The 13,211-nt window shown below is 25.9% G+C and carries 13 protein-coding genes; 8 read left to right on the forward strand and 5 right to left on the reverse strand.

All coding sequences use genetic code 11. From position 1 onward, the window contains the following. Positions 1–34 precede the first annotated feature (34 nt). Complete coding sequence (locus tag CKV87_RS07390; protein WP_012013128.1) at positions 35–1,342, reverse strand: DEAD/DEAH box helicase; 1,308 nt, start codon at positions 1,340–1,342, stop codon at positions 35–37. Positions 1,343–1,612: 270 nt separating this feature from the next. Between CKV87_RS07390 and CKV87_RS07395 the strand changes: the two genes are divergently transcribed. The 3 genes from CKV87_RS07395 to CKV87_RS07405 all read left to right on the forward strand — a co-directional run bounded on the left by CKV87_RS07395 (position 1,613) and on the right by CKV87_RS07405 (position 4,976). Then, the gene (locus tag CKV87_RS07395) at positions 1,613–2,806 is read left to right on the forward strand and encodes an ATP-binding protein (protein WP_012013129.1); all 1,194 of its coding nucleotides are present in this window, start codon (positions 1,613–1,615) and stop codon (positions 2,804–2,806) included. A gap of 174 nt (positions 2,807–2,980) precedes the next feature. Then, positions 2,981–3,961 carry a DNA cytosine methyltransferase gene (locus CKV87_RS07400; protein WP_012013130.1) on the forward strand — a complete coding sequence of 327 codons (981 nt, stop codon included), beginning with the start codon at positions 2,981–2,983 and terminating at the stop codon, positions 3,959–3,961. A gap of 7 nt (positions 3,962–3,968) precedes the next feature. Next, positions 3,969–4,976, forward strand: coding sequence for a hypothetical protein (locus CKV87_RS07405; RefSeq protein ID WP_012013131.1), 1,008 nt, complete (start codon positions 3,969–3,971; stop codon positions 4,974–4,976). 150 nt (positions 4,977–5,126) lie between these two features. Here CKV87_RS07405 and CKV87_RS07410 read toward each other — a convergent pair whose 3' ends face one another. Continuing rightward, positions 5,127–5,435 (reverse strand): helix-turn-helix domain-containing protein, encoded by a 309-nt coding sequence (locus CKV87_RS07410; RefSeq protein WP_012013132.1) that lies wholly within the window; start codon positions 5,433–5,435, stop codon positions 5,127–5,129. Positions 5,436–5,584: 149 nt separating this feature from the next. Between CKV87_RS07410 and CKV87_RS07415 the strand changes: the two genes are divergently transcribed. Genes CKV87_RS07415 through CKV87_RS07425 form a run of 3 tightly spaced genes read left to right on the forward strand, consistent with a single transcriptional unit; the run spans position 5,585 to position 8,098 of the window. Then, a complete protein-coding gene (locus CKV87_RS07415; protein ID WP_012013133.1) occupies positions 5,585–7,210 on the forward strand; it encodes a YcaO-like family protein in 1,626 nt (541 codons plus the stop codon). A 34-nt stretch (positions 7,211–7,244) separates the two neighbouring features. After that, on the forward strand, positions 7,245–7,622 hold the full coding sequence (locus tag CKV87_RS07420) for a DUF302 domain-containing protein (protein ID WP_012013134.1): 378 nt from the start codon (positions 7,245–7,247) through the stop codon (positions 7,620–7,622). Positions 7,623–7,624: 2 nt separating this feature from the next. Further along, positions 7,625–8,098, forward strand: coding sequence for a DUF2721 domain-containing protein (locus CKV87_RS07425; RefSeq protein ID WP_012013135.1), 474 nt, complete (start codon positions 7,625–7,627; stop codon positions 8,096–8,098). 25 nt (positions 8,099–8,123) lie between these two features. Here CKV87_RS07425 and CKV87_RS07430 read toward each other — a convergent pair whose 3' ends face one another. After that, on the reverse strand, positions 8,124–10,361 hold the full coding sequence (locus CKV87_RS07430) for a methyl-accepting chemotaxis protein (RefSeq protein ID WP_041644952.1): 2,238 nt from the start codon (positions 10,359–10,361) through the stop codon (positions 8,124–8,126). Between the two features lie 157 nt (positions 10,362–10,518). On the opposite strand from CKV87_RS07430, the gene CKV87_RS07435 reads away from it, so the two are divergent. Both CKV87_RS07435 and CKV87_RS07440 read left to right on the forward strand, forming a co-directional pair. Further along, positions 10,519–11,325, forward strand: a complete 807-nt coding sequence (locus tag CKV87_RS07435) for a ribonuclease HI (protein WP_012013137.1) — start codon at positions 10,519–10,521, stop codon at positions 11,323–11,325. A 51-nt stretch (positions 11,326–11,376) separates the two neighbouring features. Beyond that, positions 11,377–12,345 carry an aldolase catalytic domain-containing protein gene (locus CKV87_RS07440; RefSeq protein WP_004509720.1) on the forward strand — a complete coding sequence of 323 codons (969 nt, stop codon included), beginning with the start codon at positions 11,377–11,379 and terminating at the stop codon, positions 12,343–12,345. Positions 12,346–12,372: 27 nt separating this feature from the next. Here CKV87_RS07440 and CKV87_RS07445 read toward each other — a convergent pair whose 3' ends face one another. Continuing rightward, positions 12,373–12,675, reverse strand: a complete 303-nt coding sequence (locus tag CKV87_RS07445) for a monooxygenase (protein ID WP_012013138.1) — start codon at positions 12,673–12,675, stop codon at positions 12,373–12,375. A 39-nt stretch (positions 12,676–12,714) separates the two neighbouring features. After that, positions 12,715–13,125: a DoxX family membrane protein gene (locus CKV87_RS07450; RefSeq protein WP_012013139.1), complete on the reverse strand. Its 411-nt coding sequence runs from the start codon at positions 13,123–13,125 to the stop codon at positions 12,715–12,717. Between the last annotated feature and the right edge of the window lie 86 nt (positions 13,126–13,211).

The raw sequence follows: 13,211 nt of genomic DNA on the forward strand, positions 1-13,211 counted from the left end.
TTTTAATTGTGGTATTTTATAAAATTTTACCTTTTTAAATATTTTTAGAACTTGTATTTGTTCTTCTATTTCTTGAAGCAAACCTTTTTGATTTCGTGCTTGAAGATGAATTTTCATCTTTTGGTTTTACTTTTCTATTTTGATTTGAATTATTAGCTTTATTTCCTCTATTACTTCTATTTCCAATAGGTTCTGCTTTGATATTTGGATTTACTTTAAATCCATTTATCTCTACTTTTTTGATTTTTTGTTTAATTAACTTTTCAATTCCAAATAAATACTCATGTTCATCTACACAAACTAAAGATATAGCAATACCATTATTTCCTGCTCGTCCAGTTCTTCCTATTCTATGAACATAATCTTCTGCAACATTTGGTAATTCAAAATTTACAACATGAGGAAGTTGTTCAATATCAATTCCACGCGCTGCAATATCAGTTGCAACTAAAACTCTTACTTTTCCATTTTTAAAATCATCTAATGCTTTTGTTCTTGCGCCTTGCGATTTATTTCCATGAATTGCTGCTGATGTAATTTTATCTTTTACAAGTGCTTCGCTTAGTTTATTTGCTCCATGTTTTGTTCTTGTGAAAACCAAAACTTGTTGCCAACTATTTTTATTTACTAAATGTAATAAAAGCTCTTTCTTTCTATCTTTATCAACATGATGAACAACCTGCTCAACTTTGAAAGAAGCACTATTTGCTTTTGAAACTTCTACTAAAACAGGTGATTTTAGTAAGCCATCAGCCAACTTTTTTATTTCATTTGAAAAAGTTGCTGAAAAAAGTAGATTTTGTCTTTGTTTTGGCAAAATTGCTAAAATCTTTTTAATATCATTTATAAATCCCATATCAAGCATTCTATCTGCCTCATCCAACACTAAAAACTCTATTTTTGATAAATCAAGACTATCTTGAGAGATTAAATCAAGCAATCTTCCAGGAGTTGCGATGATGATGTCAACACCTTTTTTTAAAAGAGCTTTTTGTGGATTTATTCCAACTCCTCCAAAAATAACTGCTGATTTAAAAGGAAGATATTTCCCATAAGTTTCAACACTTTGTGCAACTTGAGCTGCAAGTTCTCTTGTTGGAGTAAGAATCAAAGCTCTAACTTGAGTTTTTTTATCTTTAAAATTACTATCTTTTAATCTTTGTAAAAGTGGAAGTGTAAATCCAGCTGTTTTTCCAGTTCCTGTTTGAGCAGCTGCTAAAACATCTTTTTTTGATAAAATCACTGGAATTGATTTTGATTGGATTGGAGTTGGTGTTGTATAACCCTCTTCTTTAATTGCACGAAGAATTTCTTTACATAAACCTAAGTTTGAAAATGACATAAGTACCTTGTTTTTTATAAACCTACAGAAGTTGTGAACTAAAGTTCCGATCTAGGTTGAATAATTTGAGTTTAGTTGAGTTGTAATTTGACTACAAAAACGAAGTCAGACATAGACCGATGTACGCTGAAATTATGTGATTATAGCATAAATATCAAATATCTAATATTTTATTTATATTTTAAACTCTATTTTAATAAATTTATACAAAATCTTAAAGTATATTTTAAACTTTTATGTTAATATACAATAAATATTTAAAGGTATTTTATGATTAAATATATTCAAAATAAACAAATACGAAATATTACTGCTGTAAATTTAGACTTTATAAGAGAACAATATCTTTCAAAACTCACTTCAAAAAACCGACTTGTTGGACTTATTGGGCAAAGAGGTGTGGGAAAAACTACACTTTTGCTTCAATACCTAAAACAAAACTTCAAAGCTCTTGAATATCTCTATTTTAGTGCCGATGATGTTTATATCATCAATAGTTCAATTTATGATATAGCCGATGAATTTGTAAGACTTGGTGGGAAAGTAATTGTAATTGATGAAATACATAAATACCAAAATTGGGCGAATGAGATAAAAACCATTTATGACAGTTTCCCTGAACTTATCATCCGATTTAGTGGTTCTTCAATGCTAAATATTTTAAATGAAAAATTTGATTTAAGCAGAAGATGTGTTATAAGTTATGTAAAACCTCTAAGTTTCAGAGAGTTTTTGAAACTCTCTGAAAATATCAATGTTCCACAACTCTCTTTTGAAGAGATTCTAAACAATCACAATGAATTAAGTAGCACTTTAGCCCTAGAAAATCCAACTTTGTATAAAAGTTTTTTTAAATATCTTCAAATAGGTTTTTATCCATTTTTTATAGAAGATGAAATTGAATACAAAAATAAACTTTTTAATGCGTGTGAAAAAATCATCAATGAAGATATTCCCTCTTTAAATAAAATAGAATATACACACCTAAGTATTTTTAAAAAATTTATAGCAAAACTAATTTATGCAAAAGTACCATTTAAAGTAAATATTGCCGAACTTTGCAGAGAATTTGGAGTTTCTCACCCTACTTTAGCAACATATTTAGAGATTTTACAAAACTCAAAACTGATTAAACCCATCAAAAAACAGTCAAATAATATCTCCAAAAAACCAGAAAAACTACTCTTTGGAAATACAAATTTGCTTTACACTTTCGCCGATGAGTTTGGTGTGGAAGTAGATATTGGAACTGTGAGAGAAACATTTTTTACAAGTTGTTTTGACACGATTTATTATAGTGATATTGGAGATTTTAGTGTAGATGGATATATCTTTGAAATTGGTGGGAAAAATAAAAAATTCACCCAAATCAAAGATATAAATAACAGTTATCTAGTCATAGATACAGACTACACCATGGAAAAAAATAAAATTCCACTATGGCTTTTTGGGCTTTTATATTGAATTATTGATAAGAAAAATAAAGGATTAAAATATGGAACTGGTAAACAATCAACAAATAAACTTTAAACAGCTATTTATTACTATTTTAATAGTATATCAATTAAGTATTAAATATTATAAAATAAAATTATATTAATATTTTAGATAATATAAATCGAAAAAAAGGAATATATTTTGACAAACAGAATGAAGCAACCTCGTTTATTTTCAATTAATAATATTGAATCAAAATATAAATTTATAGATTTATTTGCAGGTATTGGTGGAATAAGAACTGGATTTGAAAAGGTTTTTAAAGAAGAATCAGAATTTGTTTTTGCTTCTGAATTAGATAAATATGCACAAATAGCTTATTTTGAAAATTATAATGAAAAGCCTTATGGAGATATAACTAAAATAAAGGAAGAAGATATACCAAATCATGACATTATACTAGCAGGTTTTCCATGTCAAGCTTTTAGTATTGCAGGACATAGAAAAGGTTTTGACGATATTAGAGGAACTTTATTTTTTGATGTAGCAAGAATCGTTAATAAACATAAACCTCAAGTTGTATTTCTTGAAAATGTCAAAGGATTCAAAAATCATGATAAAGGCAATACCTTTAATACTGTAAAATCAACATTAGAAGATATGGGTTATCGTGTATTTGCAGAGGTACTTAATGCCAGAAATTTTGGTGTTCCTCAAAATAGAGAAAGAATTTATATTATTGCTTTTCTTGACCATTCAATAGATTTTAAATATCCCAAATCTTTAAATAAAAAAAATAGATTGGGTGATATTCTTGATAATAATGTAGATGATAAATACACTATTTCTGATAAACTTTGGGCTGGTCATCAAAGAAGAAAAAAAGAACATAAAGAAAAAGGTAATGGATTTGGTTATTCATTATTTACACATGAATCAGAATATACAAGTACTATATCTGCAAGATACTATAAAGATGGTTCTGAAATATTAATCCATCAAGAAAATAAAAACCCTAGAAAACTAACTCCAAGGGAAGCTGCAAGATTACAAGGCTTTCCTGAACAATTTAAAATTGCAGTTAGTGATACACAAGCTTATAAACAATTTGGGAATAGTGTATCTGTTCCAGTTATTGAGGCATTAGCAAAAGAAATATATAAGCATTTAAAAAACAAATAGGAAATTTATGAATAATATACATATAGAAAAGAGTTATTTTAATATTAATTTTACTTTTTATAATTTTTTAAAAATATTGAATTCAAATGATGGTTTAAGTTCATCTCAAATAAATAAAACTTACGAATTAATTAATGATTCTTCTGATTATGAATCTTTTATAAATAGTTTCAAAAGAATTATTTTAATAAAAATAAAATCTGAATCAAAAATAATCATTTTAAATGAATTAGTATTTAATATCAATAGTAAGATTAATTATAATTTATTTGTTTTTGCAATTTATTTATTAAAATTCAAGCCTATATTAATGGAATATTCAAAATTAATTGAAGAAACAACCATACTTCAAAATGTTCCTCTATTATCGCTAGAAAGAGATAATTTTACAAAAAATAAGCCTTTTGCTTTTAGAGTAAATGGAGCATTAATTAGTTTGATTTTTTTTGACTTTATTGAAAAAAAAGAAAAAGAACATTTTCCTACATCAGAATATGGAGATAGTTTTATTGATAATTTATTTAATATCTATGAAATTTTAAAAGCTGAAGGGTTAGAAGCAAATCAAATTTTTATGATTTTATTTCAAGAATCAATAAGTCAATCTATTAAATCAACAGCTGGTTCAGGATTAGAAGATTATGTTGTTACTTTATTATCTAATGAAAAAATTCTAGATGTAAATAAAAAAATTGATTCAAATAATCATGAGATTGAATATGACCATTTCTTTACATTAGAAGGAAGAAATTATGGTATTTCTACAAAAAGAACATTAAGAGAAAGATATAAGCAATTTAAAAAAATTTCAGAAGCTGAAGCTGATGTATTTATACATATTACTTCTGGGTTAGATTTAAATTTTGAAAAAGCTAAAACAATAACAAGTAATTCTTTTGGCTGTTATATATTTGTTTTTCCTGAAATATATGTAAAGTCTCAATTTATGATTGATAATGATAGAATATTTAGTACTCTGGAATTAACTAAAGAAAAACTGTTAACTCTAGTTTAAATTTAGAATTATGGTAATTTTCTTGTAATTTTATTTTTTTGATTAATCCATGAAATAATTTTACTTAATTTATAGTTTTATTTTTTAGTGCTAATTTTCCAACAAAAAGTTTGTTATCAAAATGATTTAAAAATACATTTACTGTTTGTATCATTTTATAGCTCCTCTTTTTTTGATTGGTTTTATTTTTAATAAATCTTCCATAGATTCGTATTGTTCATCTTTTTCATTTGCAATATTTTTAAAATCATCTAAACAATTTAATACCAATGCAACTTTTAGTAAAGATTCAAAAGAAATTTCTCCACTTGATTCAAACCTTTTTATACTTCCAAGACTTACTCCACTTTTGTTGGAAAGTCCTTCTTGTGTTAGATTTAAAGATAATCTTTTTTGTTTGAATTTATCTTTTAAATCTTGCATTATAGATTTTGGAGTTGAGATATTAATAGCTAACATATTAATCCTAAAATAGATATTTTACTTATTATAGCTAAAATATTATCTATTAATACTTTTATTCTAAAACTTTATTCTTATAATATATTTTTTTTGGCTATACTTTGAACTATCTAATCGAAAACTTACAAAGAAAGAACAAAAAATCAATGAATCTATTATCAAAAAATAGCCCCGTAGAAAAATCAATTTTAAAAATGAAAGCTGTATTAAATGATGTTGGTTGTGAAGCCTCATTTTCACAAGAAAAAAATCCTTTAAAAAACTGCTTTTCAGTAAACTTAGCTTCAAATGAAGCACCAAATCATATCTATTCAAATGGAAAAGGTGTTATTTCACAAGCTTCAATAGCAAGTGCTTATGGTGAGTATATCGAAAGATTACAAACGAACAACTTTTTTATAGATTTTCATCTTCCAAATAGAAAATATTATCCAGATGAAGTTGCTTTTGAATTTGGAGGAGATTATTTAAATAAAGAATTAAAAAAGATTTATAACCCAAATAAAGATTTAGAAGATAAAGATTTAGTTGATTTTAACAGTGATTATATGGATAAAATAGTTGCTCTTCCTTTTATAAATCAAACAAATAGTAAAAAAACATATATTCCAATAAATATTTTGAGTAATCTTTTTGCTAGTAATGGTTTAGCAACAGGAAATACAGCAAATGAAGCAAAAGTTCAAGCTTTAAGTGAAATAGTAGAAAGATATGTAAAATTTAAAATTATTAAAAATGGTTTTTCTCTTCCAACTTTTCCTACTGAAGTTATTAAATCTTTTCCAAAAGTTTATGAAGATGTTCAAAGTTTAAAAAAGTTGGGTTACATAGTTGAAGTTTTAGATGCTTCTTTAGGTGGAAATTTTCCAGTAACTGCAATATCTTTAATAAACCCGAAAAATTCAACTCTTTTTGTCTCTTTTGGTAGTCATCCTATTTTAGAAGTTAGCTTAGAGCGAACTATGACAGAACTTATGCAAGGAAGAGATTTAACAAATCTTGATGGATTTGAAATACCAACTTTTGATATGGAATTAGTTAGCAATAATTTTAATTTAGAAGCGCATTTTATTGATTCTAATGGAAAATTAGGATTCCAATTTTTAAATAAAATTAAAGATTTTGAATATTTTCCATGGAAATATGAAGGAAATAGTAGTGAAGAAGAGTATGAGTTTTTATTTGATATTTTAAAATCTCAAGATAGAGATATTTATCTAAGAGAATATACATATTTAGATTTTTATTCTTGTCAAATGATAGTTCCAGATTTTTCAGAAGTTTATCCAATAGATGACATGATTTATAATAATAAAAATCAAGGTAAACTAATAAGAGATATGGTTTTAAATTTTGAAAACTATGATTTAAATGATATTTTAGATTCAATCGATAGTCTTGATGATTCTTTAAATATGCAACTTTTTTTAGGTGTAATTTTCAAAGAAAACTTTATCATGCAAGATTTTAGAGTTCAACTTTTATTACTTTTAAAAGAGTTTGATGAAGCTCTTGAAATATTAGAATTTTCTGATAATAAATTTGGTCATTTAATAGCTCAACTAATTAGAATGGAAAATGAAAACTTAGTTTGGGAAGATTATGAAGAAGCACTTTATAATATTTATGGAGAAGAAAAAATTCAAAAAGCATTAAATATTATTGAAGGAAAAGAGTTTTTCATCAATAGAACTTTACACCAAGATTACCATAATATGCTAAATATGTATGACAAATTGGAAACTAAAAAAATTGCATTTTATAAAAACTAATTTGCTATAATCAACAAAATAAAAAAGGAAAAATATGCAATATATAGAAACATCAACTAAAAGTGTTCAAGAAGTTGTAGATACGATAAAACAAATAGCTCCCAAATATAAATTTGGAGTTTTAAATGTATCAAATATGAAAGAAATTTTAAATTCAAAAGGTTTTGATTTTAAAGAAGAGTGTCAAATAATCGATATTTGTAATCCATCTATTGCAAATGATTTTTTATCTGCTGATATTGCGATTGCTTGTGTTTTACCTTGTAAAATTACTGTTTATACACAAGATAATGAAACAATGATTATATTAAACTCTTTAGTTCAATTAGTAGATGATGTAAATCCAGATTTAGTTGAAGTTGCGCAAAATGCTCAAGAAGAACTTTTAAAAATTATAGATGAAGCTAAATAACTATGATAAACCAAATTGATGTAAATAGCGTAAATAGTGTTTCACAACTTATTCAACTTTCTGTTGCTCCTGTTTTTTTACTTGCTGGACTTGCAGGACTTCTAAATGTTTTTACATCAAGACTTTCAAGAATTATTGATAAAATCGATAGATTAGATAAGTTTGAAAAAGAGAATGAATCTTTAAGTGATGATCTGATATTAAGTGAAAAAATAAAACAAAGAAGAAAATTTCTAACTATGAGAATGAGAAATACAAACTTAGCTATTTTGTTTGGTACAACTACAGGATTGCTTATTGCATTGGTGATTTTAACTATGTTTTTAAGTGCAATTTTTGAGTTTAAAGACTCTTTATTTATAGCAATTTTATTTATCTTAGCAATGATTTGTCTGATTATTTCTTTATTTTTATTTTTAAGAGAGATTTTTTATACAACTATTTTTATAAAAACAAGACAAACTTTTATTCCATAAAATATGTAAATACAAATTAGAGTTATTAAACTCTAATTGTATCTTTTCCATCAAACTCTTTTGCATCTGCTTGCTCAATGATTTTTTTAGATATACTCAAAGTCTCTTGAGCTACTTGATTTGCTTCTGAAGCACTGTGTGCATTTAGTTGTGTTATTTGATCCAGATTATTAACTGCATCATTTATTTGAACCATTCCTGTTGATTGTTCTTTACTTGCAACTGTAACATTACTTATTAACTCTAATGTCATTGAAATATTTTTATTTAATTCGCTATATCCTTCTATCATATTAGAAGCTATATCTTTACCCTCTTCTGTTTTTTTATGAGCATTTTCAACCAATGTTTTTATCTGTCTTGCAGCTTCTGCACTTCTACTTGCAAGTGTTCGCACTTCTCCTGCAACAACTGCAAATCCTTTTCCAGCTTCACCTGCAGTTGCAGCTTCAACTGCTGCATTTAAACTCAAAATATTTGTTTGGAATGCTATTTGGTCAATTACTGTAATTGCTTCACTAATTGCTGTTGTTTGAGTATTTATTTCATCCATTGATATAACTGTTTTATTTGCCAAATCTTGACCTAAAGTAATAGATTCTTTTACTTTATTTCCATAATCTGCCATTTTGATTGTAGTTTGATTATTATTTGTAATATTTGAAGTAATCTCTTCAAGTGAAGCTGCTGTTTCTTCCAATGAAGCTGCTTGTGAATTTGCCGCAGTTGCAATTTTACTCATATTTTGACTTAAAATAGTTGCATTTTTACTTAAAACTAATCCAGTTTTTTTATTTTCAATCAAAGTTTGAGTGATAACTTCTCCTAAAATATTTACATCTTTTTCTAACTCTTTGATAATTCCCTCAAGATCATTTTCTGCTAATTTTGGTCTAAAATCAAGTTTTGAATAAGAAGTTAAAACCTTTAGAATATTTGAAATATTTGTATTTAAAGTCTCTAACATTTGATTAATTATATTTTTTAACTCATTTAAAGATGGGTTATTTGAACCTTTTTCAATTTTTGCATTTACGTGCCCTTTATTGATTAAGTTTGCAACTCTTATTGTATCAGCTATCAAATCTCTATCTTTTTGAATATTTGCTTTAGTCTCTTGAATATTTTTGTTTATTATTTTAGACATCATTCCTAATTCATCATTTGATTTTACTTCGATTAGTTCAATATCATCTTTTTCAAAATTAATAAATGCAAAGAAATTTTCAACTCCTTTTTTTACAGAATCAACATCTATTAAAATAGTAAAAGCAATAGTTCTAGCTAAAATCATAGTTAATGCAATTCCAAAAGTACTCAATAAACTGAAAATTATCATATTTCTTTGTGCTTCACCTAACTCTTTTCTAATAGTTGAAACTAAATTTTCTGATAAATAATCCTCTACTTTTTTTAGTAAGTTTATTTTGTCAGTTATTGTTTTAAACCAATAATTTGCATCTACATTAAAATCTGATTCTTTACCACTATACAATGCAATCTTTCTCATCTTTTCAACTTCTTCTACTGAGTTATCTTGCATTGTTTTATTATAAAAATCAACTGCTTCTTTTGGGCTAACTTTCATAAATGAATCTAAATAAGCAGTTTGCTCTGCAACTAATGTATAAAATTTTGTTTTTAATTCTAAGTCAAAAACATTTTTTGCAAAAGTGTTTGTTCCAACTGCTCTTTCAAGACCAGCTCTCTCTTTTGAAAGTAAAAAGTTCATATATGAAACCAACTCTTGCGATACATTTGAGTTTGTAGATAGTTTTACAATTGTTCCAATAACATTTAACAATAATTTATTTGTCTCTGTATAATATCCTATTGCAACTGGACCATTTATTGATAAAGCATTTACACTACTTCTAATATTTGATAACTCCTCTAATTTTTTAATTCCGCTATCCAAATTTTCTATAAAATCTTGGCTATAAGAGTTTTTATCAAATGTTGATAGATATGTTTTAAATTCAGATAGTTTTTCATCTGTTTTTAATCTTTGATTTGGAAGTTCTGTTTTAAACTTTTCCCCTTTACTTCCTAAAAAACCTGCTGTCATTCCTCTTTCTTTTTGTGTTTCATGAACTAATGCTCCTATTTTTGTAGAAAGTTCAACTACATTATCTAAAGCTTTTAAATTTCTTGAAGCACTAAAAGAATCAACAGCCAATTTTGCATCTAATAATATTACCACTATTAAAGGAATTAACATTATTAGAATTAATTTTTGTTTTATTGATAATTTTGAAAGCATCATAAACTCCTTCTTTTTTTAAATATTATAACCTAAAAAAAAGATTATTTTTTAATTTTAAGGAAAATTTATAAGCAAAACTCATTCTATTTGCCTTAAAAAGTTTCTCCTATATGTTTTTTTTGTATACTTTCAAAAATTTTATAAAGAACAAAAAATGAAAATAGAAAATGACTTTTTAGATTTAATTACATATAAAAACAATTTAAATGAAGCACAATTTAAAATATTTAAAATCAATTCAGATGAAAAAAATTGGAAAAAAATCGCTTTAGAACAAGATATCTCAAAAAATGATATGAATTTACTTATGCTTTTAAGAGGTGATTTTTCTACTAGCATTCAAGAACAAATTATAAAAAACTATCATACAGTTTTAGAACACAACAACATAAAAGCCAAAGTTTATACTCCAAAAGTTGAAGAAAAAACTGAAAATATCGATGAACAAGAAGAACATATAAAAATATATTGTGATGGAGCTTGTAGTGGAAATCCTGGAAATGCTGGAAGTGGAATTGTGATTTATTCAAATAGCAAAAATCCTGTTTTACTTTATGGTGCTTATGTTGAAAATGGAACAAACAATATAGCTGAATTAAATGCTTTATTTCAGGCTTTAACTATTGCTTCTCAAACTCATTCAGAAAATGTAATCTCTATTTTTACAGATTCAAAATATGCAATAGATTGTATTACAACATGGGCATATTCTTGGAAAAAAAATGGCTGGAGTAAAAAAGGTGGCGAGATAAAAAACCTTGAACTTATCCAAGAAGCACACTATTTATATGAGAAAATTAAAAGTAAAATAGAGATAACTCATGTAAAAGGTCATAGCGGAATAGAAGGAAATGAGCTAGCAGATAGAATGGCTGTAAATGCTATAAAAGAGAAAAATGAAGATTTTGCTTTTTACTCTTACAATAAAATAGAAGAAGTTTTAGCCCTTAAATCTTATTAAGTGGCTTTTAGATAATATATAAGCAATTATTAAAATAATCAAGGAACAGTAATGATTGAAAAAAAAGGTTCAATTCTATCAGTTAGAGAAGATATAAAAGTTTTTGATTGTACTATTAGAGATGGTGGATTGGTAAATAACTATCACTTTAGCGACGAATTTGTAAAAGCACATTATGAAACTTGTCTTGCAGCTGGTGTTGATTATATGGAAATTGGGAAAAATGTATCTCCAACTATTATGAGTGAAGCTGAATATGGTCCTTGGAATTTCTGTAAAGAAGAAGATATAAGAAGAATTGTTGGTGAAAATAAAACAAATATGAAAATCGCTGTTATGAGTGATATTGGAAGAAGTTTAAAAGAAGAACTTAGACCAAAAAGTGAAAGTGTAGTTGATATGATAAGAATAGCAACTTATATTCACCAAATCCCTGCAGCTATTGAACTAATCGAAGATGCACATGCAAAAGGTTATGAAACAACAGTAAATATCATGGCTATTTCAAAATCTTTTGATGATGAACTTGATGAAGTTTTAGAGCAACTATCTAAAACAAATGTTGATGTTATTTATATAGCTGATAGTTTTGGTTCTTTTTATCCTGAACAAATCAAAAAATTAACTGAAAAATATCTAAGTTTTGCACAAAAAACTGGTAAAAAAGTAGGTATTCATGCACATAACAATCTTCAATTAGCTTATGCAAATACTTTAGAAGCTATGATTTATGGTACAAGTTTCCTTGATGTTACAATCTCAGGATTAGGAAGAGGTGCAGGAAATTGTCCACTTGAACTTTTAATTGGTTTTTTAAAAAATCCAAAATATAAACTAACTCCTGTTTTAAAATTTATTGAAGAGTATATCGTACCACTTGAAAAAGAACTTGATTGGGGATATAGTATTCCTTATATGATAACTGGTCAACTAAATGAACATCCAAGAGCTGCTATGAAAGCAAGAGATGAAAAAGATACTAAATATAGAGAATTTTATAAAAGTTTAACTATCGAATAAAAAAGGTTTTAAATCCTTTTTTATTTATTACAAATTTACATTTGTAATTTTACTTAATGACTCATTTACTTTAAAAATCTTTGCATTGATATTTTTATAACCGAATGATTCAAGTCTTTTTGTGTGCTTTTCTAAATATCTTTTTGCATCTGTTTCATTTGAAAAAAGATAGATTCCACCTGCTTCTTTTTTTTCTTCATTTTCAGTCCAAATTTTCCAAATCAAACCAGTTTCATTTGATATATCTTTTGCTAAATCAACAAAAGCTTTTGAAAATTCTTCACCAAAAATACCATCATGTGGAAAATCAACTTGTAAAATATAACTCATTTTATACTCCAATATAGTTTTTAGAAATATACTCTAAAACTACTTGTATCCTCTTTTTGTTTCATTTTGATAAATCATAACTCCAACCAAAATAAATACTATATTTTTTACAATATATTGCCCAACCAAAGTAAAAGCATAAGGTACATGTGTAAAAGATAATTCAGGAAGTATAAATAATGGAGCAAAAGTACATAACATATGACCTAAAAAGATTATAGTTACAAGTTTTGTGTAATAACCACTTAAAAATCCTATTCCTATTGCTACTTCTAAAATAGCTAAAAGTTTGATAGATAAACTTCCATCAATCAGATGAAAAAACATAATATCGATAGTTTTTATAGCCAAATCTTCTGCTGGACTTAGTGTTGGAAAAAACTTCAACATTCCGTACCATACAAAAATTATTCCTAAAGATAATCGCATTAGTTTAATTGTGTTTTGCATATTGTTTCCTTTATAAAAAAAGGAATTTTAAAACAATAATTCTTTAGATAAAATTAATAATAATTATCAACAAAAGATAATATTTT

The sequence above is a fragment of the Aliarcobacter butzleri genome (assembly GCF_900187115.1).
In the GTDB taxonomy this organism is placed as follows: domain Bacteria; phylum Campylobacterota; class Campylobacteria; order Campylobacterales; family Arcobacteraceae; genus Aliarcobacter; species Aliarcobacter butzleri.

What these genes read in the sequence shown, in the direction of transcription:
- CKV87_RS07390 (WP_012013128.1), bottom strand. Translation starts at nt 1,342, where the DNA reads ATGTCATTTTCAAACTTAGGTTTATGTAAAGAAATTCTTCGTGCAATT.
- CKV87_RS07395 (WP_012013129.1), top strand. Translation starts at nt 1,613, where the DNA reads ATGATTAAATATATTCAAAATAAACAAATACGAAATATTACTGCTGTA.
- CKV87_RS07405 (WP_012013131.1), top strand. Translation starts at nt 3,969, where the DNA reads ATGAATAATATACATATAGAAAAGAGTTATTTTAATATTAATTTTACT.
- CKV87_RS07410 (WP_012013132.1), bottom strand. Translation starts at nt 5,435, where the DNA reads ATGTTAGCTATTAATATCTCAACTCCAAAATCTATAATGCAAGATTTA.
- CKV87_RS07415 (WP_012013133.1), top strand. Translation starts at nt 5,585, where the DNA reads ATGAATCTATTATCAAAAAATAGCCCCGTAGAAAAATCAATTTTAAAA.
- CKV87_RS07420 (WP_012013134.1), top strand. Translation starts at nt 7,245, where the DNA reads ATGCAATATATAGAAACATCAACTAAAAGTGTTCAAGAAGTTGTAGAT.
- CKV87_RS07425 (WP_012013135.1), top strand. Translation starts at nt 7,625, where the DNA reads ATGATAAACCAAATTGATGTAAATAGCGTAAATAGTGTTTCACAACTT.
- CKV87_RS07430 (WP_041644952.1), bottom strand. Translation starts at nt 10,361, where the DNA reads ATGCTTTCAAAATTATCAATAAAACAAAAATTAATTCTAATAATGTTA.
- CKV87_RS07435 (WP_012013137.1), top strand. Translation starts at nt 10,519, where the DNA reads ATGAAAATAGAAAATGACTTTTTAGATTTAATTACATATAAAAACAAT.
- CKV87_RS07440 (WP_004509720.1), top strand. Translation starts at nt 11,377, where the DNA reads ATGATTGAAAAAAAAGGTTCAATTCTATCAGTTAGAGAAGATATAAAA.
- CKV87_RS07445 (WP_012013138.1), bottom strand. Translation starts at nt 12,675, where the DNA reads ATGAGTTATATTTTACAAGTTGATTTTCCACATGATGGTATTTTTGGT.
- CKV87_RS07450 (WP_012013139.1), bottom strand. Translation starts at nt 13,125, where the DNA reads ATGCAAAACACAATTAAACTAATGCGATTATCTTTAGGAATAATTTTT.